This window comes from Kitasatospora sp. SC0581, assembly GCF_048159585.1.
In the GTDB taxonomy this organism is placed as follows: domain Bacteria; phylum Actinomycetota; class Actinomycetes; order Streptomycetales; family Streptomycetaceae; genus Kitasatospora.
The window spans coordinates 174,540-195,680 of sequence record NZ_JBLRWA010000004.1 but is presented as its reverse complement, the minus strand read 5'-3'; the positions used below and the strand labels follow the sequence as shown (position 1 = coordinate 195,680).

Here is a 21,141-nt window from a genome sequence, read left to right as displayed (position 1 = left end):
CGCCACGCCCCGACCGGGGCAGCCGTGGGAACGACGCCGTCAGGCGTGCGTGGTCGCCCCGCAGACGAAGACGGGCACCCGCAGGAACCCGTGGCTCCGGACGGCCGCCGCGGCCACCGGGGAGGTGCAGAACCAGCCGTTGCGGCCGAACACGGCCCGCAGCGCCCGCCCGTGCGCGTCGGTACCGGTCCAGTCGCCGTCCCGCACCCCGAGGTAGAGGGCCCGGCCGTACCAGGTCGCCAGGAAGGCCGGGTTGATCGCGCCGTCGACCGTGGGCGCCCGTCCGTCCAGGGTCTGCGGCACGAGCACTCCCGGGTCGTCGCCCGGCTTCCGGTGCCCGCCGGTGACCTGTCCGACCCAGCGGCCGACCGAGTACGGGACGATCGCGTTCGGGTCGTGCAGGACCGCGTCCTCCCCCTGGTCCTCGGCGACGCCGGAGGTCACGCACGGGCCCGCGTAGAAGGTGCCCGGATCGCCGTTCACAGCGGCGGCCGCGAAGGCGGTCATCTCGTCGGAGAGGTAGGACGACCGACGGGTGGCGGGGTCCGAGACGTGGACACCGGGTACCACGGGCCTGATCGTCGCGTCCGGAAGACTCGGGTCGATCTCCCGCCAGTTGGTGATGTCGCAGGAGTAGATCCACCGCAGCTCGGCGCTCGTCAGGTTCTTCGGTGCGTTGCCGCCCGCCGGGGCCGCCCAGGTCACCGCGTCCTTCACGAACGGGACGAAGTCGATCCAGGTCGGGTCGCCCTGCTGCGGCGGCCTGCTCAGCCGGGCGAAGTCGACCGTTCCGCTGGTGTTGAACGCCAGGGCGTTGAGGGCGCTCCGGGTGTTGGTCGGCCGGAAGATCTCGGAGGCCCCGGTCTTGGGCGTGATCCTGCTGGATCCCCGGGCGTCCCAGCTGTAGAGCCGGGGCGAGGTGGTGTCCCCGGCCGCCGCGAGCGAGGCGTTGTAGTCCGCCGCGAGCTGGTTGAAGAGCGGTCGGCGGCCGGGGCGCCCACGCCGACCAGGTCGGCGGCGGCCGGCGTCGGCGGGTCGGCGGGGGCGGGGGCGGCCGTGGCAAGGGCGAGCGCGGCGGCCAGTGCGGCGGCGGCGCCGGCCCGGGTGACGAGGCGAGGCATGCGGTGTCCTTCGGGGGTCGGCGGGCGGTACCGGGATCCTCGGCGGTCCGGACCGGCCGCGACAGCCCCGCCGAACCCGGCGGGCGGGCGTCGGCGGGTCGGCACCGGGCGGGCCGCCATCGCTCGCCGGACGTTCTTCCAGCGGTGACGCGCCGCACGTCCGTCATATGCCCGCCGATCACCCCGGACGGCGCAACCATCACATGATCGACTCGTTGGACCATCCACCACGACAGCGGTACGGCTCCCGGGAGGGCCCCTTGGCAGTACGGACGGTGAGCACGGCCGCGCTGCGCCGGGATGTCGCGGCGCGCCCGGTGGCCCTGGCGGAGGCCTCGCTGGTGCGCCACTACCGAAGGCTGGTCCGGCTCGCCTACCTGGCGCTGCCGGCCGACCGCGACCGGCACACCCGGGTGCTCGCCGCCCACTGCGCCGTCCAACGCGCCCTGCCCACCCGCTGGGCCCGCACGGACCGAACCGCCGTCCGACCGTCCGCGCCCGGGCCCTCCGACGCTCCGGAAGGCACGGACGCCCCGGACGACCCGGCCTACGCCGCGCTGCGCCTGCGGGTGCTGCGCGCCGCGCTCCGGCCCCGCCCGGCCGCCCGTCTCCTCACGCCCCGGGTCTGGGGCCTGCGGCTGTTCACCCCGCACGGCGGCGAGGGGGACGCGGAACTCGACCACGCGCTCGCCGCGCTCTCCGCCCCGGCCAGGGCGGCCTTCGCCCTGCGGACGGTCGAGGGGCTGAGCATCGAGCGGGCCGCCGAGGTGCTACGGCAGGCCGGAGTGGCGCACCCGGCGGTGGCGGTGGCCGTGGCCGGGCAGGTGCCGTCCGGTCCGGATCCGCTGCCGCCCGCCTTCGACCCCTGCGCCGTCCGGGTGCAGCCCACCGACCTGCTGCGCCGGCGCCGTACGCTGACGGCCGCGCTCGCGGTCGGCGTGCTCGGCCTCACCACCACCGCGGGCGTGCTGGGCGGTTCGCACCCGGCGGCGCCCGGCCGTCCGACGACGGTGCCGCTCGCGGGCGCCGACCCCGACCCGTCCCACCTGGTCCGGGTCGCCCCCGACGCCTGGCAGCACACCAGCCGGGTCGACTTCACCGCCTGGCCCGCCCGTGGCGAGCGGCGCGAGGACGGCGCGCTGCTCGGCCGCGCCCTGGCCGCCTGGGCCCGGCCCGGCAGCCGGACCCATGCCGAGCCGGGTACGGACGCCGGTCCGCCCGCCGCGCCCGCGCCGCACCTGCTGTTCGCCGGGACGGTGGACGGCACCGGTGTGGTGGTGTTCTCCGACGGCGAGCGGATCGCCCGCTACACCGACAGCCAGAACGGTCAGGGCGGTCGGGACAGCGGAGACCTGGACCTCGCCCGGGCCGACGACGCGGACCCGACCACGGCCGGCGCGGTGGTCCTGCGCCGTCAGGGCGCCACCGTCCGCTACCTGCTGGCGCCCTGGGTGGACTCCGCGGAGACCCGCCGGATCGACCGGCCCGACACCCCCGCCCACCCGTTGGAGCACCCCGACGGCCTCACCTCCCCGGCCCCGGCCGGCGGGCCCGCCGACTGCCAGGGCGCCACCCTGCTCCAGTTGCACTCGTCCCCGGTGGTCGCCGAGAAGGCCGAGAGGTCCGCCTTCCTGCTGGCCGACCTGGGCGGCCTGATCCCCGCACACCTCACCTACGCCCCGCCACCGGAGCGCCCCCAGCCGGACGGCTCACCACCCGACCGAGCCCAGGCCGACCGCACGCAAGCCGACCGCGCCCAGGCCGACCGCGAGCCGCGCGAGGCGACCGCCCAGGACGCGCTGCTGGCCTGGTCCCGGGCCGGCTGCGCCGTTCCGGACGGCACACCGGGCGTCAAACAGCTGAACCTCTGGGCCTTCGCCGTCCAACCGCTGCCGCAGAACGCGGGCTCGGCCTCCTGGGTCTGCCTGCGCGCCGACCGCTGGGACGGTGCGGGCAGTGCGGCCACCGCCGTCGTCCTGCCGGGCGCCCGCGGCGCGCAGCGCACCGGCGGCGGACCGGGCCGGGCCTGCGGCCGGTTCGAGCGGGACGCCGTGGCCTGGACCTGGTGGCGTTCCCCGCACGGGACGGAGTTCGTGCTCGCGGCGGGCAGCCGCCGGGTCACCCGGCTCACCGTCAAGGGTTCGGGCTGGTCCGCCGACCGGCCCGCGCCGGACCGCACCCTGGCCGTCGAACGCCCCGCCCGCGCGGCCGTCCAGGTGGAGGCGCTGCTCGACAACGGCGCCCGGATCGACCCACCGCACTGAGCCCCGCGCCCCGTCTCTGTTCCACCCCGAGCGCTCCCGTTCAGGCCGCGGCCCGCGGCCGATGGGACAGCTCCCGCTCGTAGTCGGGCAGTTCGACGCTGCTGACCTGCTTGCCCAGCTCCAGCATCTTCTCCAGCGCCCAGCGCCGGTTGAGCAGCGCGTTGCGGAACCGCAGCCCGGTGGCCGTGCGCGGCGCGAGGAACGGACCGGTGCGGTCGCCGCCCTTCTGGCAGCCCTGCGCGTAGCCGCGCAGGAGGTGCTCGTACCGCGCGAAGGCGGCCCGGTGGTCGCCGCGGGCGCGGGCCAGCTCGCCGGCCAGGACGTACGCGGCCACCACCGCCGTCCCGGTGCCCATGCCGCCGATGGTCGCGCCGCAGGCGGCGTCGCCGATCAGGGCGATCCGACCGGTCGACCAGGCGGGCACGTCGGCGCGGCTGATCGAGTCGAAGTACGGCTCGGGGGCGGCGTCCAGGCTCTCCAGCAGCTGCGGCACCCGCCAGCCGAGGCCCGCGAAGGCGGCCCGGACCAGTTCCTTCTGCCGCGCCGGGTCGTGGCGGTCGTAGCGCAGTTCGGGCGAGGCGAAGAGGCAGAACGCACCGGCCCGGCTCGGGTCGCGGTGGTCGGCGCCGACGGACATCAGCCGGCCGGGGACGTTGAGGCCGACCCCGCCGACGGGCAGTCCGAGGTCGTTGGGCAGCTGCCAGGTGGCCGCGTAGTAGCCGAGGTGGCGGACGTAGCGCTGCTCGGGGCCGAAGGCGAGCCGGCGGACGGTGGAGTGCAGTCCGTCGGCGCCGATCACCAGGTCGAACTCGCGCGGCGCCCCGTGCCGGAAGGCGACCCGGACCCCGTCCGGGGTCTCCTCCAGCGCCGTGATCGAGTCGCCGAAGACGTACTCGGCGCGGGCGCTGCTGTGCCGGTGGAGCAGCTGGGCCAGCTCCCCGCGCGGGACCTCCAGGTCGCCGCCGGCGAACTCGGCGGGCAGTTGCAGCAGTTGGCGCCCGTCGGGGCCGACGAAGGTCATCGGACTGCCGCCGGTGCCGAGCGTGCGCAGCTCCTCCAGGACGCCCATCCGCTCCAGCACGGTCAGGTGGGTGCGGCCGCGGAAGTCGACGTCCTGGCCGCCGTCGCGCAGCGCGGGGGCCAGCTCGACCACGGTCACCTCGAAGCCGTACCGGCCCAGCCAGTGGGCGAGCGCGGGGCCGGCGATGCTCGCGCCCGAGATCAGGACCTTGGTGCTCATGGGAATCCACTCCGTCCGAGGATTGTGAAACTGTGTCTGGCGGACACTGTTTGTTGCTGTGTACGGTAGACACAGTTGAGCGGGAAGGGCAACCCCCCAGGTGGCAAGCCCCGAACGGAACCCCCAGAACGGGAGCGAATGATGGCCGAGGCGGCGAACGACACGGTGCGGCTGCTCTGGGGCCCGGCCCCCAAACCCACCCGCGGGCCGAAGCCGGCCCTCAGCCTGGAGCGGATCGCCGCGGCCGGGGTCGAGGTCGCCGACGCGGAGGGGCTCGGCGCGGTCTCCATGCAGAAGGTGGCCGGGCTGCTCGACTTCACCAAGATGTCGCTCTACCGCTACGTCCCCGGCAAGGCCGAACTCGTCGCCCTGATGGTCGAGTCGGCCGTCGACGCGCCCCCGGACGCACCGGAGGGCGCCGACTGGCGGGAGCAACTCACCGCCTGGGCCCACCACTTGGCCGAGTCCTTCGCCAGGCACCCGTGGCTGCTGGACGCCACCGTCGGCGCGCGGGCGCTCGGTCCGAGGGAACTCGCCTGGCTGGAGCGGGTGGTGGCGGCGCTCGACGGCCACGGGCTGACCGGCCCCGAACGGATGGACGCCGCCGTCCTGCTCACCGGGCACGTGCGCGGAATCGCCGCGCAGTCCCGCGCCGCCGGCCCCGCCGACACCCCCGAGGCCGAACTCCTCGCCGCCCTCGGCACCGTGGTCCAGGAGAACGCCGACCGCTTCCCGGCGGTCGCCGCCGCCATGGCCGACCCCGACGGCCGCGACCAGGCGCTGGAGTTCGGCCTGGAGCGCATCCTGGACGGGCTGGCCGCCCTGATCGACCGCCGCACGACCGGCGCCTGACCCGCGGCAGCACCCCGGATCGCCCGGTGGCGAGGAAGCGGAGGCCCGGGAAAACCGCTCGGCCCGCACCCGGCCGCTCGCTAGGATCGCGCCCCATGGCGATGTTCGTGCACCTGACCGCCGCGGCGAACGCGCCGCGGATCCGCCGCGCCGGGATCCGCGCCGACAGCCGGGGCCAGGGCGGCGCACGCGGGGTGTACTGCTTCCCCGTGCTGCCCTCGTACACGCTGACCCACCAGTGGCTGCGCGAGTTGGCCCGGTTCGGCCCCAAGGGCGCACTGGTCGCGGTGCACCTCCGACTGGACGACGGGCAGGAGGTCCTGACCGGGCACTACCGCGACCGCGCCCTGGACGCCCAGCGGCCGGTGCGGGCCGCCGAGGCGGTCCGGCGGATCGGCGCCCTGCCCGACCCGCGCGGCTGGGAGGTCTTCCTGCCGCGCGCGGTGGGCGCCCGCGAGGTGCACCGGGTCCGCGCCGTGCCGCAGGCCACCGGCTGGCGTTACGTCCCGGACGCCCACGGCACCCGGCCCTGCACCTGTTTCGGCTGCCGTATCCGCGGCGAGTACGGCAGCCGCCGGCTGCGCGAGCGCCACCCGCACCCGCTGGACGGCCCGCCGCCGCCCGTCCCGGTGCTGCTGGCCCGGATCGCGGCGGCCGGCGAACCCGGCGACCCGTACGAACTGCGCACCGCCCTGCACTGGTTCGGGCTGCGCCGCCGCGGCCCGGTGGACCTGCTCGCCCGACTGACCGACCACCCGCACCCGGGCGTGCGGACGGACCTGGTCTGGGCCGTCGGCGGCTGGTCGACCCCGGGCGTCGCCGAGCTGCTGGACGGCCTGGCGGACGATCCGGACCCACTGGTCCGCGGGGCCGTCGAGGCGGTCAGGGAGAGCTGAGCCCCGGCCGGCGGCCCGCCCCGGACGGGCAGCAGCACTCCGCCGGCCGGTGCGCCGCCGTCAGGAGACGCGCTTGAGCTGCCAGGAGTTCTTCTCCAGGCTCGGCACCGCCGAGTAGTTGCAGCCGGAGCCGTAGTAGGTGCTGACGATCGTCCAGCCGGCCGGCGGCCAGGTGGAGGCGCAGGCGTTGACCACGGTGCCGACCGGGTAGCCGGTGAGCTGCATGATCTTCTTGGTGTTCGGGGTGAAACCGGAGCCGCAGCCCGCGCTGTTCCACCACTGGACGTCCACGAAGCCGCCCGGCGTCAGCGAGGAGGAGCAGCTGGTGCTGGTGTCACCGGGCGCGGCCTGGGCCGTCCCCATGGTCAGGGTCAGCGCGGCGGCGGTACAGCCCAGGGTCAGGACGGCGGAACGAAGGCGTATCACGGGGCGGCTCCTCTCGGTGACGCGGCGCGTCCGCGTCCCGCCCATTCCTATCCGTGCGGAGCCGATGACGGACAGCGACTTTCCGGCCCGACCTGCGGCGCGTTCTCGCCCATTCCCCGCCGGGAGCGCTCCACCGGCACGCGGCTGACCTGCGCACTCTCCCGTCGACATGCCCGTTCGCCGGATCCGGGTGATCATGGGACGAACCGCGTCATCGGCGATTCGGCGCACCGGGCCGTCGGCCCCGGGAGCGCCCGGAAGGTGGACTGCGATGTTCCAGCTCCTGTGGATTCTGCTCATCGGCTTCGTGCTGGGCGTGCTCGCCAAACTGATCCTGCGTGGACCGCAGTCGATCCCCTGGTGGCTGACCATGCTGCTCGGCGCGGCCGGGGCCTGGCTCGGCAACGCCGTCTCCGGCTGGATCGGCGTCCGCCACACCTCGGGCATCGACTGGATCCGGCACATCCTGCAACTGGCCTTCGCCGTCGCCCTGGTGGCCTTCGTCGCGCCCGCGTGGACGAAGTCCCACCAGAACCGCTGACCGGCCGACCCCCGGCACCCGGACCGGCCGACCCGCCGGCCGACCAGTCGGCCGGGCCGCCCGCTCAGCCCACGTGGACGGCCGGCCGGCGGGACCGGTCCGGTTCGGCCTCGCGCAGCACCTCGCGGGTGACGGGGGCGATCTCGCCCTGTCCGAACAGGAAGAACCGCAGGAACTGGGCGAAGGGGTTGCCCTCGGTCCACTCGAAGTAGATGTGCGGCTGCTGCCCGGTGAGGTCGCGCACCTCGAGCAGCAGCGCGGCCAGCGCGTTGGGCACGCTGGAGCTCTCCAGCGCCAGCACCCGGTAGCGGTCGTGCAGCACCTCGCCGCGGACCGTCAGCACGGCCTCGAAGTCGGACGGGTCGAGCACGGTGACCTCGACGAACACCAGGTCGTCCTCGGCCGGGATGTCGTTGTCCCGCCGGATCTGGTGGATCTTGTCGCGGTACTCGGCGAGGTCCCGGCTGTTCGGCTCGTTGGCGATCAGCCGCAGCGGGCGGTGGGTGTAGTCCCGGACGAACCGGTCCGCGACGTCGTCCAGCACCACGTCGGTGACGCGCAGTTCGAAGGCCCGCTTGAGCCGGGACAGGAACGAGAGCAGCATGATGCCCGCGATGAAGCAGGCGCCGATCTTGACCCCGTCCGGCCGCTCGGCGATGTTCACCGCCGTGGTGTAGAGGAACACCCCCGCGATCACCGCGAAGCCGGTGCGCCAACGGCTCTGCCCGGCCTTGTGGGCGGCGATGGTCACCGCGATGGCGGCGGAGCTGATCAGCACCAGCACGCCGGTGGCGTAGGCGCCACCCTGGGCGTCCACGTTGGCGTCGAAGATCCAGGTGACCAGGAAGGCGATCAGGGTGAGCACGATGACGGTCGGCCGCACCGCGCGGGCCCAGTGCGGGGCCATGCCGTAGCGGGGCAGGTAGCGCGGCATCAGGTTGAGCAGCCCGGCCATCGCGGAGGCCCCGGCGAACCAGAGGATGGCGATCGTGGACAGGTCGTAGACGCTGCCGAAGGTGCTGCCCAGGTACTCGTGGGCGAGGTAGGCGAGCGCCCGCCCGTTGGCCTGGCCGCCGGCCTTGAACTGGTCGGCCGGGATGAGCAGCGTGGTGATGAAGCTGGTGGCGATCAGGAACACGCTCATGATCGCGGCGGCGGTGGTCAGCAGCTTGCGGGCGCCGCGGATCCGGCCGGTGGGCTTCTCCTCGGTGTCGTCCGGGTCGCCCTCGATGTGCGGCATCACGGCGACACCGGTCTCGAAGCCGGACAGGCCGAGCGCCAGCTTCGGGAAGACGATCAGCGCGACGCCGATCATCGCGATCGCGTTGCCGTGCTCCACGGTCAGCGCGTGCGTCCAGTCGCTGAACACGTGCGGGGCCTTGAGCACGTGCCACAGCCCGTTGGCGACCACCACGACGTTCAGCGAGAGGTACACCGCGACCAGCACCACCGCCAGGCCGATCGCCTCGCTGAAGCCCTTGAGGAAGACGGCACCGAGCAGCGCGATCATGATCAGGGTCAGCATGACCTGCTTGCCGGTCAGGGCGCTGTGCAGGTGCGGGTTCTCCACCAGGTGGGCGCTGGCGTCGGCGGCGGACAGGGTGATGGTGATCATGAAGTCGGTGGCCGCGAAGCCCAGCAGGGTGAGCACGAAGAGCTTGCCCTGCCAGAAGGAGAGCAGCCGTTCCAGCATCGCGATCGAGCCCTGGCCGTGCGGGCTCTCCTGGGCGACCCTGCGGTAGACGGGCAGCGCGCCGAGCAGGGTGACGACCACCAGCACGATGGTCGCCAGCGGCGAGACCAGTCCGGCCGCGAGCGCGGCGATGCCGGGCTGGTAGCCGAGCGTGGAGAAGTAGTCCAGGCCGGTCAGGCACATGACCCGCCACCAGCGCTGGCCCTTCTCGTGCGGCGCCTCGGCGTGCGGGCCTGGGTGCTGTTTGGCCAGGTCGGCCAGGCCTTCCAGCATCCACTCCCGGAACCGCCCGCGCCGGGTGACCGGCCCCGCCCCTGCTTCGGCCGACCCCGACGACACCACGGGCACCCCTGTCCACGACTCGGCCGGCCTCGTACGGCTCCGGACCCCCTGTGGCCGCCGGACGGCGGGCCTGGTCAGGCTAGGGGACCGGCCCGCCGGGGCCGGTCAACCGCGCGGGCCGACACGCCCGGGTGCGCCCGTACGGCCCTCCCCGGTGGCGGGCCGTCCCGACGCGGGTGCGGCCGCGCCCGGTCCGGTGTGCCAGGCTGCACGGACCTCGCGGAACACGCGAGGATGTCCGCGCGCACCGACGCACCGGGCCGGCGCCGCACAGCGCGCCACCGGCCGGGCCGGCGCGCCCACGGACCGGGCAGGGACAGGAAAAACGGAGGAAGCGGTGGCGGAGCCGAGTCGGCGGAGGATCCTGGGCCTGGGCCTGATGGCGGCCGCCGTCACTTCCTGCGGCCCCCGTCGCCCGGATGCGGCCCCCGCCGCGCACCCGTCCGCCGGGGCGGCGGGCGCGCCGACCGCCCCGGCGTCCACGCCACCCGGCACCGCCGGCCCGGCCGCCGACGGCCACACCGGCCCGACGAGCGAGCGCTCCCGCCCCGGCAACGCCGACTGGGAGATCACCGACCCCGGCCCGGACGGCGCCATCGAGGGCTTCGCCGACCGGGTCAGCGTCCTGCCAGGCGAACCCTTCGGCCTGCACGTCTCCACCCCCGCCACCGCGTTCACCGTCTCCGCCTACCGGATGGGCTGGTACGACGGCGCCCGCGCCCGGCTGGTCTGGCGCCGCGAGCACGTCCCCGGCGGCAAGCAGGCCGCGCCGCACGTGGACCCGGCGACCCGCACCGTCCTGACCGGCTGGCAGCGCACCCTCACGGTGGACACCGCCGGCTGGCCCGAGGGCGCCTATCTGCTGCGCCTGGACGCCGAGGACGGCTCCGGGCGGCGCTACGTCCCGCTCACCGTCCGCTCGGCGAGCACCGCGGGCCGGACCGTGGTGATGAGCGCCCCGGCGACCTGGCAGGCCTACAACGAGTGGGGCGGCTACAGCCTCTACAACGGCCCGACCGGCGGCCTGGCCACCCGCTCGCTGAAGGTCGTCTTCGACCGGCCGTACGACTACGACCACGGCGCCGGACTGTTCCTGGTCTACGAGGCGCCGCTGGTCGCCCTCGCCGAACGGCTCGGCCTGCCGCTCGCCTACACCACCGGCGTCGACGTGGCCCGCGAACCCGGCCTGCTGACCGGGGCGAGCGCCGTCCTGTCGCTCGGCCACGACGAGTACTGGTCGCCCGAGCAGCGGGCCAACGTGGTCGCCGCCCGCGACGCCGGGACCAACCTGGCGGTCCTGGGCGCCAACTGCTGCTACCGCCGGATCCGGTTCGAGCCGTCCGACCTCGGGCCGGACCGCACGGTGGTCTGCTACAAGGACGCCTGGGCGCAGGACCCGGGCCACCAGGCGGGCGCCCCGGCGACCACCGACTTCCGGACCGGCCCGGGCGCCGACCCGGAGAGCTCGATGCTCGGCGTCATCTACGACGGCTACCCGGTGGACGCCCCGTACGTGGTCACCTCGCCCGGGCACTGGGCGTACGAGGGGACGGGCGTCGCGGCGGGGGCCTCCTTCCCGCACCTGGTCGGGGTGGAGTACGACCGGGTGCACACCGGCTTCCCCACCCCGCGCCCGATCGAGGTGATCGCCCACTCCCCCGTGGTGTGCGACGGCCGGCGCTCCCACTCCGACACCGCCTACTACACCGTGCCGAGCGGGGCCGGGGTGTTCGCCACCGGGACGATGCGCTGGGTCGAGGCGCTGGAGGCCCGCGGCCCCGGCGGCGGCCGGGCCGACCACGGCATCGACTCGCACGCCGGGGACCTGGTCCGCCAGGTCACCGAGAACGTCCTGCGCGCCTTCGCCGCCGGCCCGGCCGGCCGGACCCGCCCGGCCCAGGACAACCTCGACGCCGTCTACGGCACGGCGTAGCCGGCCCGGCTCAGCCCGCGGACGGCGCGGTGAAGGTCTCCGCGGGGCCGAAGTCCGAGAGGCGTTCCCTCGTCACGACCGGCCGGCCGACCACCACCGTCGAGTGTTCGACCCGGACCGTCCGGCCGAGCCGGTCGATCCACAGCTGGACGTCGGCCGCGTCCGTGCCCTGGTTCTGCCGTCCGTCCCCGTACGTCGGGTCCGCGCGGCGCAGCTCGGCCGGGGAGAGCCGGGCGGCCAGGTGGAACACCGGCACGCCCGCCTCGGTCTCCATGCCCTTGCGGGCGGCGGGCCCGGCGTCCAGCAGGACCTTGGCGTAGCCGTCCGTGTCCTGCGCACCGGTCCCGGCGCTCGCCGGGGGCTTCTGGTCCGTCGTCCAGCCGGTCCCGCCGTTCTCCTTGTCCCGCCGGTAGACGGCCTGGTCGACGACCACCTTCTCCTCCCAGGCCAGGACGGAGGACCCGCGGACCATCTTGGTCTCCAGGCGGGATCCCTCGGCCGGGGTGTTGTGGTTCGCCCGGCCGGTGACGGTGAGCACGTCCTTCTCGGCGCCCTCGCCCGTCTCGACGGTCATCTCGGAGGTCGCCGCGTACGACTCCCGGGAGCGGTGGGCGACCGCGACCGCGGGGTCGAAGGCCCCGGTCGGGTCGGCGGGCGCGCCGGTGGCCTCCGCCGGTGCCCCGGTGGCTTCCGGTGGTGCTCCGGTGGTGGCGCCGGCGGGCACACCGCCCGCGGACGTCCCGGCGGCGGGCGGCGGCGCGGCACCGTCGGAGCCGCAGCCGGTGAGCGCGGCCAGCGCGACGACGAGGGCGGTGGTGGGCAGGACAGTGGTGCGACGGATCGTCATGGGAGGTCTCCGGGGCTACTGTTCCGGGCGTTCGCGGCCCGTCACGGTACCGCATCGTGATCGAACGGGCTTCCGACCTCCGGCCGGGGCAGGAGGCGGTCGGAACGCCCGATACACTCGCACGGTCTCATCCGGAGCAGGCACGAGGGAAACAGAACATGGTCGAGGCCTCCCCCAAGGTCGTTGTGGTCGTCCCCACGTACAACGAGCGGGAGAACCTCCCGGTCCTCGCGGGCCTGCTCGCGGAGCTCCCGGTGCCCGACCTGCACCTGCTGGTGGTCGACGACAACTCCCCCGACGGCACCGGCGAGATCGCCGACAAGCTCGCCGCGGACTCCGGCGGCACCGTGGGCGTGCTGCACCGCACCGAGAAGGACGGCCTCGGCCGCGCCTACCTGGCCGGCATGGCCAGGGCCCTGGACGAGGGCGCCGACGTCGTGGTGCAGATGGACGCCGACCTCTCCCACCCGGCCTCGGCGATACCCGCGATGGTCGAGCTGCTGCTCGGCGACGACACCGCCGTGGTGCTGGGCTCCCGCTACGTCCCCGGCGGCTCCACCGCCGAGGAGTGGCCCTGGCACCGCAAGGCGCTCTCGGCCTGGGCGAATTTCTACGTCAACACGATCCTCAGCCTCGGGGTCAGGGACGCCACCGCCGGGTTCAAGGCCTGGCGGGCGGACACCCTCCGCGCCATCGACCTGCCGACGGTGCGGAGCAACGGCTACTCGTTCCAGGTCGAGATGAACTACCGCGTCGTCAAGCAGGGCATGACGATCCGCGAGGTGCCGATCCGCTTCGAAGAGCGGATCGAGGGCGCCTCGAAGATGAGCATGGGCGTGCAGGTCGAGTCCGCGCTGGCGCCCTGGAAGCTGCGCTTCAACCGCGAGGGCTGACGGGGCACCGACGGGACCGGGCGGAACCGGACGGGACCGGGCACGGCAGGACGCCGGCCCAGTGCGGTCGTACGGGTGCCGGACCGCCGCCGGAGCGGTGTGAACGGCCGCCGCGGGGAAAGAAGGGCGACATGGCCCTTCTCCCGGAGACACTCACGGACCTGGTCCGCCGCGGCGCCCGAGAACCGTTCGTGGTCCAGAGCGTCCGGGCCACCGTCGCGGCCACCATCGCCTTCGCGGTGGCGACGCGGCTGAGCAGCGAGCCCGCCCCGCTGACGGCGCCGCTGACCGCGCTGCTGGTCGTCCAGGTCACCGTCTACTCGACGCTCAAGACCAGCATCCGCCGGGTCAACTCGGTGGTGGTCGGGGTGCTGATCGCGATCGGGTTCAGCGCGGTGGTCGGGCTCTCCTGGTGGAGCCTCGGGCTGATCATCCTGGCCTCGCTGGTCGTCGGCCGGTTCGTCCGGGTCGAGGAGTTCGTCCAGGAGGTCGCGATCAGCGCGATGCTGATCCTGGGCGTGACCAAGCTGGCCTCGCAGGCCTGGGACCGGGTGCTGGAGACCCTCATCGGCGCGGCCGTCGGCCTGCTGTTCAACCTGGTGTTCGCGCCGCCGGTCTGGGTGGACACCGCCGGGGAGTCGATCGAGGACCTGGCCCGGCGGGCCCGCCAGTTGCTGCTCGACATCTCCGAGGAGCTGGGCCGCCCCACCCCGGTGGCCCGGGCCGCCGAGCGGCTGCACGAGGCCCGCAGGCTGGACCAGGCGATCGCCGACGTGGACGCGGCGCTGCGCCAGGCCGAGGACAGCCTGCGGTTCAACCCGCGGATCAGCGAGGGGCTGCTGTCCCGGCTGGTGCTGCGCACCGGGCTGGACACCCTGGAGATCTGCGTCGTCGTGATCCGGGTGCTGGCCCGTTCGCTGACCGACCTGGCCAAGCGGCGCGCGCCCGGCGAACGGCTCTTCCCGCCGGACGTCGCGACGGGGCTGGAGGAGCTGCTGGCGCACGTCGGCGGCGCGATGGTGAGCTACGCGGTGCTGGTGACCACCCAGGTGAGCCGCAGCGCCGAGGAGGCGGAGGAGCGGCTGACCGCCGAGCTGGCGGCGGCCTGGGCCTGCCGGGAGAACGTCGCCCAGGTGCTGCTGCGCAAGGTCCAGGAGCACCCGGAGGCCTGGCAGCTGCACGGTTCGATACTGGCCGAGGTGGACCGCATCCTGGACGAGATGGACCTGGAGCACCGCGGCCGACGGCTGATGGAGGAACTGGACCGGGCCTCGGTGGCGAACCGGGAGCGGTTCTCCCGCTATGCCTGGCTGCGCCGCCTGCTGCGGGGCGAACGGGCCCGCGGCGGCCGGACGTCCGCTGCGGCGGACCGCCCGGCGGCGTAGCGGTGGAACACCCGGCGGTTTGGCGGGCGCCGGGGTCTCAGGGCATCAGCCAGGGTTCCTGCGGCAGCGGGTGGCCGGTCTCCAGGTAGGTCTTGAGGTTGGCGAGCACCGCCGACCAGCCCTGTTCGGCGTCCGCCCGGGCGGCCTCGTCGGCGAGGTCCACGTGGGTGACGGTGAGCCGGGTGAGGTCGTGCCAGCCCTGGAGTTCGAAGGTGACCCGGGAGGGGAAGGCGGCGCGCCCCTCCTGCGGCCCGGCCCAGGTGGTGACCAACAGGTGCGGGCGGTCGACCGCCTCGACGGTGCCGATGACGTCGGCGGTCCCGGAGCCGTCGGTCCGCTGGTGCTCCCAGGGCGCGCCGAGCAGCCAGGTGGAGACGTTGCGGTGGCCCCAGTAGAGGCCGGACTCGTCGGCGTTGGTGAGCGCGTGCCAGACCCGCTCGGGGGTGGCCCGCAGGTAGGTGATGCCGCGGTGGCTGAAGGCGGTCACGGGCTCACCCCTTCGCCGCGTCGAGCAGCGGCTGGATCTCGATCTTCTGCATCCGCAGCATGGCCGCGAAGACGCGGTCCGCCGTGGCCCGGTCCTCGCCCGCGACCAGGTCGAGCAGCACCCGGGGGGTGATCTGCCAGGAGAGGCCGTAGCGGTCCTTGAGCCAGCCGCACGGGCCGGGCTGGCCGCCGTCGGCGGTGAGTTCCGCCCAGAGCCGGTCGACCTCCTGCTGGTCGTCGCACGCCACCTGGAGCGAGATCGCCTCGGTGAAGTGGAACGCCGGGCCGCCGTTGAGGCCGACGTACGCGCGGCCGGCGAGCTCGAACTCGACGGTCATCACCGAGCCCGCCGGGCCGGGGCCGGTCTCGCCGTAGCGGGTGGTCCTGAGGACCCGGGAGTTCGGGAACAGCGTGGTGTAGAAGGCGGCGGCCTCTTCGGCCTGGTCGTCGAACCAGAGGGAGGTGGTGATTTTCTGCATGCGCCCGACGGTAACGGCGGGGTCCGTCGGGGCGGCCGAGCCACGGCCGGGGGTCACCGGATCGGCGCCCCCGGCCGTCGCCGGGTCAGTGCACCCAGCCCGCGTAGCGCCGGACGAAGCGCTGACCGGTGTGGGCGGTCACCACGACGTCGTAGCGGCCCTGCTCGTCCAGCGGCCAGGCCAGGTCGGCCTGCTTGCCGGGCTTGACCCAGACGGTCTGCGCGGTGCCCGCGAAGTCGTTGGGCGCGGCGGTGAAGGCCACGTCGGTCATCCCGTCGTTGACCAGCTGAAGGGTGAGCTTGCGGCTGCCGCGCAGGTCGACGGTGACGATCGGCACGCCGATGTCGTTCTGGCCGTCCTGCCCGTCGCGGACCACGGTGCCGGCGAAGCGCCGGACGAAGCCGTCCGGGCCGTGCACGGTGAAGTCGTAGCGGCCGTCGGTGGTGGCGGCGTCCCAGACGTACCGGGCGGTGGCACCGGGGGCGACGGTGTACGGGGTGCCGGCGAAGGGGAGCAGGATGTTCGGGTAGACGGTGTACGGGAAGGCCACCGAGCCGTCGTTGCTCATCGTGCAGGTGACCTTGCCGGTCTTCCGGTCCACCTCGACGTCCGCCCACGGCTGGTACGGCAGCGGGCGGTGCGGGCGCTCGCCGCGCTCCTGGACGGGCATCGCCTGGGCGCCGACCGCCGGCAGCGCGACGCCGGGCAGCCTGGTGCCCGCGTCGGCCCTGGCCATCAGGGCCTTGGTGTCGGGCAGCACCGGGATCGAGAGCTCGGGGGCGGCGAAGTCGAAGCAGCTGGTGAGGTCGCCGCAGACGGCCCGGCGCCAGGCCGAGATGTTGGGCTCGGCCACCCCGGTGACCAGTTCCATGAAGCGCAGCACCGAGGTGTGGTCGAAGACCTGGGAGTTGACCCAGCCGCCGCGCGACCAGGGCGACACGACCCAGAGCGGCACCCGGTTGCCGAGGCCGATCGCCCGTCCCTGGGTGAACTCCTCGGGGGTGCCGGGCTCCGGGGTGGGCGGGACCATGTGGTCGAAGTAGCCGTCGTTCTCGTCGTACATCACCAGGAAGACGGTGTGCCGCCAGACCTCCGGGTTGGACGTCAGCGACCGCAGGGCCTGGTCGACCCAGTGCGCGCCGTAGGCCGGGCCGGCCTCCGGGTGCTCGGAGAACAGGTACGGCGCGACCAGCCAGGAGACGGTCGGCAGGGTGCCGTCCTTGCAGTGGCGGTCGAAGTCGGCGGGGTCGAACTTCGTCATCGCGTTGACGTAACGCGGGTCGTCGTGCGGGAAGTTGTGGAACTGCTTGAAGTAGGAGAGCGCGTTGTCGTCGTAGTCGCCGGTGCGCTCGTCCTTGCTGGGGTTGTGGTAGACGCGCCAGCTGACGCCGGCCGCCTCCAGGCGTTCGGCGTAGGTGGTCCAGTCGGCGACGGGGTTGTCGGTGACCGGGGTGTTGTCGATCCACGGGCCGGTGGTGCCGTCGCGGCCGGGGCCGGACGTGCCGGTCCACAGGTAGAGGCGGTTGGGGTCGGTCGGGCCGGCCAGCGAGGTGAAGTAGGCGTCGCAGACGGTGAACGCGTCGGCCAGGGCGTACTGGTAGGGGATGTCGTCCCGGGTGAAGTAGCCCATGGTGCGCTCGCCCTTGGCGGCGATCCACTTGTTCATCGCGCCGTTGTTGATGGCCTGGTGGCCGGTGGCCCAGTCGTGCGGCAGGCCGCCGGCGTTCTGCGCGTTGTACTTGGCGGTGTCCATCCGGTACGGCAGCATCACGCCGCCGTCGCTGCGCCGGCCGTCGGGCTGGCGGAAGACGTCGGTGCCGTCCGGGAACTGGAGCGCCTGCTTGTCGCCGAAGCCGCGGACGCCGGCCAGGGTGCCGAAGTAGTGGTCGAAGGAACGGTTCTCCTGCATCAGGACGACGACGTGCCTGACGTCCTTGACGGTGCCGGTCAGCGGGGTGCCGGGCTTGGCACCGGCGGCGGGAGCGGGGGCCGGGGCGGCGGCGGCCTGGGTGGCCGTCAGGCCGGACAGGGCGGTGGCGCCGGCGGCCGCGGTGGCGCCGACGAAGGTGCGGCGGGAGAGCTCGGGCATGACGAACTGGCCTCTCGGAGCTGGGAGTCGGGGAGCCTGGGAGCTCAGAGCTGGAAGGTGGCGACCGCGGCGGCGGTGTCGGAGGGCCACTCGTTGGCGGCGGAGCCGGGCTCGGGCTGCGGCCAGCCGACGGCAAGGGTGTGCGCCTCGACCAGCTTCAGCGGGCCCGCGTACTGGACGTAGTCGGTGCGGTCCTGCGGCTCGGGGCGGTCGCCGCGCCGCTTGCGGGTGGGCGACCAGGTCGCACCGGGGGCCTTGACCGGGTCGCGGTTCTCCTCGCGGAAGGTGTCGGTCAGTCCGGCGCCCTGGAGGGCCACGGTGACCGGCCAGGCGAGCGCGCCGACCCCCTGGTGGGCGGCGGCGGTGGCGGCCGTCCAGTCCCGGTGCGAGGGCGAGGAGAGCGCACCGGCCAGCACCACCGGGGTGCGCCGGGCGATGTCCGCGCGGACCGCGGCGGCCAGCGCCTTGGCCTGCCTCAGCCGCAGCGAGCCGTTCTCGGCGGCCTCCACCTCGGCGGCGGTCCGGCCGTCCTGGACGGCGTACGGGCCGTAGCCCGCCTCGTCCAGGTGGGCGGCCCAGAACCGGACGGTGCGGCCGCCGGGCAGCCGCAGGGTGGCCGCGGCGGCGGGCAGTTCGGCGGTCGGCGGGGTGACGTCGGCGAGCGGGTGGCGGCTGAGGATGCCGACGCTGCCCGGGCTCTGGTAGGCGTACCAGCCGAGGGCGTCGGCCAGGGTCCTGGCCCGCTCGCCCGCGGTCTCCTGGAGGGCGAGCACGTCCAGGCCCTGGGCGAGGACCACGCGCAGCTGCTTCTCCAGTGCGTCGGTGTGGGCCGAGCCCGCGTCGTGCAGGTTCCAGCTGGCGGCCTTGAGGCGCGGCGGGGCGGCCGGGTCCGCCACCGGGACGAGGACGGTGACGGTGTCGGTGGCACCCGCGCTGTCCTTGACGCCGACGACCACCGGCTCGGGGTTCCGACCGGGGGTGGCGGGGGCGGTGCCGGTGAGCGTGCCGTCGGCGCCGACCGCGGCCCAGGCCGGGCCGCTCACCTTGCGGTAGGTGGCGGATCCGGCCGGGTTGCCGGCCGGGCGGGACCAGAGGCCGCCGAGCCGGACCGTCACCGCGGCACCCGGGGCGACGGGCGTGGCGGTGAACGCGTCGACGGCGGCGTGCGGGCGGACGACGGCGGGCTTGGGGTGGAAGGTGAACGGCCCGGTGCGGGCCAGGATGCCGTAGCCGTCCTTGGCGAGCAGGTAGGCGGTGTACGGGCCGCCGGTCAGCGCGGAGGTGTCGAGCTGGACGTCGCCCGAGGTGCCAGCGGTGTACTTCCACAGCAGCGAGCCGCCGTTGCCGGGCTGGCGGTCGCCGTCGTAGATGCCGACCCAGTTCTTGGCGTCGGGGGCGTCGGTGCTCCAGTGGAAGGTGAGCCGGTCGCCTTCGGTGGGGTTGGTGGAGGAACTGAACGTCAGGGCGCTGCCTGCGGCCACGGTTGTCCTGTCCGCCGCCCGGGGCCGGACCGCCGGGGGACGGTTCGCCGGGGCCGGGTTCGGCTGGTCACGGAGGCTGGGAGGAGGGGAGCGCACGCAGTTGGCTGTACAACTGCGGGCGGCCCTCATTCACCCGAAGGCCGGCGACCGGCGCGTGAACGACGCATGACGGAGCGTCGGGCGGTACGGGAACTTCGCTGGGCGGGGCCGTCGGCCCGCGGCGCGGGTGTGGTCGCGGGTGCTTCGGCGGGCAGGTTCGCGGATGCTTCCTCCGGTGTTTCCGCCGACATGCCGCGAGGGCCGCGGCGGGAGGATCCGCCGCGGCCCTCGTCGGACCGTACTGTCGAACCGGGTGCCGCCCGGTCAGGCCAGGGCGAGGAAGAGCTTCTCCAGCTCGGCCTCGCTCATCGGCGCGGCGTCCTGGTCGGCGGCGGCCATGCACTGGCGCATGCCGCTCGCGACGATCTTGAACCCCGCCCGGTCGAGCGCGCGCGAGACGGCGGCGAGCTGGGTCACCACGTCCTTGCAGTCCCGGCCCGCCTCGATCATCGCGATCACTCCGGCCAACTGGCCCTGCGCGCGACGCAGCCGGTTCAGGACCGCGCCGACCGCCTCCTCGTCCACCTGCATGTCGGGGCCGCCTTTCACATCGACTGTCGATGGACAAGTGTACCCGGCGGGGTATTCATTCCCGGCTGGCGAAAGCCGTGCCCGGCAGCCCCGGGTACGGCTCGGCTCAGCGGCGGGCCAGGCGGCGCTCTCCGCCCGCGCCGGTCGCGTACGGCAACTCGTAGTGCGCGAACACGGCGGGCTCGTCCTCGGCGGGCAGCACGTCGTCGGTGCCGATCGCCGGGGCCTGCTTGACCTGGTTGCGCGGGTAGGCCACCCGGAGGTAGTCCGGCCCGGCCACCGCCCCGTCCAGCGGGACGAAGACCAGGCGGCGCCGGCCGGCGAAACCGACCGTGACCGTGCCGAAGAACGGCTCGTCGCTGGCCGTCTCGACGTAGACCGACTCAAGCGACCCGATGCGGTGGCCCTTCTCGTCGACCACGGCGTGGCCGCGCCACTCGCGGATGTCCGCCATCGCGATGCCCACGGGCCTGACCTCCCGTCCCCGGCTGTTCCCCCGCCCGGACCTCCATCCTCCGCCGGGAGCGGCAGGGGCGCGCGGCGAGCCCGGGAACCCTCCCCGCCCGACGAAAAGGGACATACGGGGGTGACCCGACCAACCGGTACCCGGGCCGTGACCTGGGCTTTAGGCTGTCCGCCAACAGGGCCGCGAGTGGATCGTCCGTGGCGCCCGGGGCAGAGGAGACGGCAACCGTGGGATACGAGAACATGTGGGAGTCCGGCGGGGCCGGGATCCCGGCCGACCTGCGGCCCGACGTGCCGCACCCGGCCCGGATGTACGACTACTACCTCGGCGGGAAGGACAACTTCCCCTCCGACCGCGCCGCCGCCGAGAAGGCGCTCGCCGCCAACCCGGAGTTCCGCTCCACCGCCCGCGCCAACCGCGGCTTCCTCACCCGCGCGGTGCGGTGCGTCGCCGAACTCGGCATCGACCAGTTCCTCGACATCGGCACCGGCATCCCCACGGCCGGCAACACCCACGAGATCGCCCAGGCGGCCCGACCGGGCGCGCGGACCGTCTACGTGGACAACGACCCGATCGTGCTCAGCCACGCCCGCGCCCTGATGGCCGGCTCGGGCCCCGGCCACACCACCGTCATCCGGGCCGACCTGCGCGAGCCCGCCGCGCTGCTGGACGCCGTCCGGGCGGCGGACCTGCTCGACTTCTCCCGCCCGGTCGGACTCGTCCTCGCCGCCGTCCTCCACTTCCTGCGGGACGAGGACCAGCCCCACCAGGCCCTCGCCGCCCTGCTGGACGCCCTGCCCTCCGGCAGCCACCTGGTCCTCTCGCACGGCACCGCCGACTTCATCCCGGCCGAGATCCGCGACCGGGTCACCGGTGTCTACGACAAGGCCACCGCACCCCTCGTCGGCCGCTCCCGCGAGGAGGTCCGGGCCTTCTTCGACGGCCTCGACCTCCTCGACCCCGGCGTGACCACCGTCCCCCTCTGGCGCCCCGACACCACCCCCGCCCCCGGCGCCGACCGCGTCAGCATGTACGGCGCCGTGGCCCGCAAGCCCTGAGCCCCGGGGCCGGACCGGC

19 protein-coding genes are annotated in these 21,141 nt (G+C 74.5%); 8 read left to right on the top strand and 11 right to left on the bottom strand.

Going from position 1 to position 21,141, the window contains the following annotated elements; all coding sequences use genetic code 11:
* Positions 1 to 39: 39 nt before the first annotated feature.
* A complete protein-coding gene (locus tag ACLWS4_RS10120) occupies positions 40 to 849 on the bottom strand; it encodes a substrate-binding domain-containing protein (protein ID WP_416873963.1) in 810 nt (269 codons plus the stop codon).
* Positions 850 to 1,381: 532 nt separating this feature from the next.
* Here ACLWS4_RS10120 and ACLWS4_RS10115 point away from each other — a divergent pair.
* Positions 1,382 to 3,385 carry a hypothetical protein gene (locus ACLWS4_RS10115; protein ID WP_416873846.1) on the top strand — a complete coding sequence of 668 codons (2,004 nt, stop codon included), beginning with the start codon at positions 1,382 to 1,384 and terminating at the stop codon, positions 3,383 to 3,385.
* Positions 3,386 to 3,425: 40 nt separating this feature from the next.
* Here the strand turns inward: ACLWS4_RS10115 and ACLWS4_RS10110 are convergent, their stop codons facing one another.
* Positions 3,426 to 4,625, bottom strand: coding sequence for an FAD-dependent monooxygenase (locus ACLWS4_RS10110; protein WP_416873845.1), 1,200 nt, complete (start codon positions 4,623 to 4,625; stop codon positions 3,426 to 3,428).
* A 141-nt stretch (positions 4,626 to 4,766) separates the two neighbouring features.
* Here ACLWS4_RS10110 and ACLWS4_RS10105 point away from each other — a divergent pair, with 141 nt between their 5' ends.
* A complete protein-coding gene (locus ACLWS4_RS10105) occupies positions 4,767 to 5,477 on the top strand; it encodes a TetR/AcrR family transcriptional regulator (RefSeq protein ID WP_416873844.1) in 711 nt (236 codons plus the stop codon).
* Between the two features lie 95 nt (positions 5,478 to 5,572).
* The gene (locus ACLWS4_RS10100) at positions 5,573 to 6,373 is read left to right on the top strand and encodes a HEAT repeat domain-containing protein (RefSeq protein WP_416873843.1); all 801 of its coding nucleotides are present in this window, start codon (positions 5,573 to 5,575) and stop codon (positions 6,371 to 6,373) included.
* 60 nt (positions 6,374 to 6,433) lie between these two features.
* Here the strand turns inward: ACLWS4_RS10100 and ACLWS4_RS10095 are convergent, their stop codons facing one another.
* Positions 6,434 to 6,799, bottom strand: a complete 366-nt coding sequence (locus tag ACLWS4_RS10095) for a hypothetical protein (RefSeq protein WP_049651510.1) — start codon at positions 6,797 to 6,799, stop codon at positions 6,434 to 6,436.
* A 271-nt stretch (positions 6,800 to 7,070) separates the two neighbouring features.
* Between ACLWS4_RS10095 and ACLWS4_RS10090 the strand changes: the two genes are divergently transcribed.
* Positions 7,071 to 7,340 (top strand): GlsB/YeaQ/YmgE family stress response membrane protein, encoded by a 270-nt coding sequence (locus tag ACLWS4_RS10090; RefSeq protein ID WP_049651509.1) that lies wholly within the window; start codon positions 7,071 to 7,073, stop codon positions 7,338 to 7,340.
* 64 nt (positions 7,341 to 7,404) lie between these two features.
* Here the strand turns inward: ACLWS4_RS10090 and ACLWS4_RS10085 are convergent, their stop codons facing one another.
* Positions 7,405 to 9,306, bottom strand: a complete 1,902-nt coding sequence (locus tag ACLWS4_RS10085; RefSeq protein ID WP_416873842.1) for an amino acid transporter — start codon at positions 9,304 to 9,306, stop codon at positions 7,405 to 7,407.
* Between the two features lie 406 nt (positions 9,307 to 9,712).
* Here ACLWS4_RS10085 and ACLWS4_RS10080 point away from each other — a divergent pair, with 406 nt between their 5' ends.
* Complete coding sequence (locus ACLWS4_RS10080) at positions 9,713 to 11,308, top strand: N,N-dimethylformamidase beta subunit family domain-containing protein (RefSeq protein WP_416873841.1); 1,596 nt, start codon at positions 9,713 to 9,715, stop codon at positions 11,306 to 11,308.
* 10 nt (positions 11,309 to 11,318) lie between these two features.
* Here ACLWS4_RS10080 and ACLWS4_RS10075 read toward each other — a convergent pair whose 3' ends face one another.
* Entirely contained in the window at positions 11,319 to 12,155 is an 837-nt protein-coding gene (locus ACLWS4_RS10075) for a hypothetical protein (protein ID WP_416873840.1), read from the bottom strand.
* A gap of 158 nt (positions 12,156 to 12,313) precedes the next feature.
* On the opposite strand from ACLWS4_RS10075, the gene ACLWS4_RS10070 reads away from it, so the two are divergent.
* Entirely contained in the window at positions 12,314 to 13,048 is a 735-nt protein-coding gene (locus ACLWS4_RS10070; protein ID WP_074004851.1) for a polyprenol monophosphomannose synthase, read from the top strand.
* Positions 13,049 to 13,179: 131 nt separating this feature from the next.
* Positions 13,180 to 14,433 (top strand): FUSC family protein, encoded by a 1,254-nt coding sequence (locus ACLWS4_RS10065; protein WP_074004852.1) that lies wholly within the window; start codon positions 13,180 to 13,182, stop codon positions 14,431 to 14,433.
* A gap of 37 nt (positions 14,434 to 14,470) precedes the next feature.
* Here ACLWS4_RS10065 and ACLWS4_RS10060 read toward each other — a convergent pair whose 3' ends face one another.
* The 6 genes from ACLWS4_RS10060 to ACLWS4_RS10035 form a co-directional block, all read right to left on the bottom strand.
* Positions 14,471 to 14,920, bottom strand: a complete 450-nt coding sequence (locus ACLWS4_RS10060; protein WP_049651504.1) for an SRPBCC domain-containing protein — start codon at positions 14,918 to 14,920, stop codon at positions 14,471 to 14,473.
* A 4-nt stretch (positions 14,921 to 14,924) separates the two neighbouring features.
* The gene (locus ACLWS4_RS10055; RefSeq protein ID WP_380737195.1) at positions 14,925 to 15,398 is read right to left on the bottom strand and encodes a VOC family protein; all 474 of its coding nucleotides are present in this window, start codon (positions 15,396 to 15,398) and stop codon (positions 14,925 to 14,927) included.
* Positions 15,399 to 15,483: 85 nt separating this feature from the next.
* The gene (locus ACLWS4_RS10050; protein ID WP_416873839.1) at positions 15,484 to 17,487 is read right to left on the bottom strand and encodes a phosphocholine-specific phospholipase C; all 2,004 of its coding nucleotides are present in this window, start codon (positions 17,485 to 17,487) and stop codon (positions 15,484 to 15,486) included.
* 44 nt (positions 17,488 to 17,531) lie between these two features.
* On the bottom strand, positions 17,532 to 18,968 hold the full coding sequence (locus ACLWS4_RS10045; RefSeq protein ID WP_416873838.1) for an endonuclease/exonuclease/phosphatase family protein: 1,437 nt from the start codon (positions 18,966 to 18,968) through the stop codon (positions 17,532 to 17,534).
* A gap of 363 nt (positions 18,969 to 19,331) precedes the next feature.
* Positions 19,332 to 19,598 (bottom strand): metal-sensitive transcriptional regulator, encoded by a 267-nt coding sequence (locus ACLWS4_RS10040; protein WP_049651499.1) that lies wholly within the window; start codon positions 19,596 to 19,598, stop codon positions 19,332 to 19,334.
* Positions 19,599 to 19,704: 106 nt separating this feature from the next.
* Positions 19,705 to 20,052, bottom strand: a complete 348-nt coding sequence (locus ACLWS4_RS10035) for a PRC-barrel domain-containing protein (RefSeq protein ID WP_049651501.1) — start codon at positions 20,050 to 20,052, stop codon at positions 19,705 to 19,707.
* Positions 20,053 to 20,306: 254 nt separating this feature from the next.
* Here ACLWS4_RS10035 and ACLWS4_RS10030 point away from each other — a divergent pair, with 254 nt between their 5' ends.
* The gene (locus ACLWS4_RS10030; RefSeq protein WP_416873962.1) at positions 20,307 to 21,122 is read left to right on the top strand and encodes an SAM-dependent methyltransferase; all 816 of its coding nucleotides are present in this window, start codon (positions 20,307 to 20,309) and stop codon (positions 21,120 to 21,122) included.
* The last annotated feature ends 19 nt before the right edge of the window (positions 21,123 to 21,141 follow it).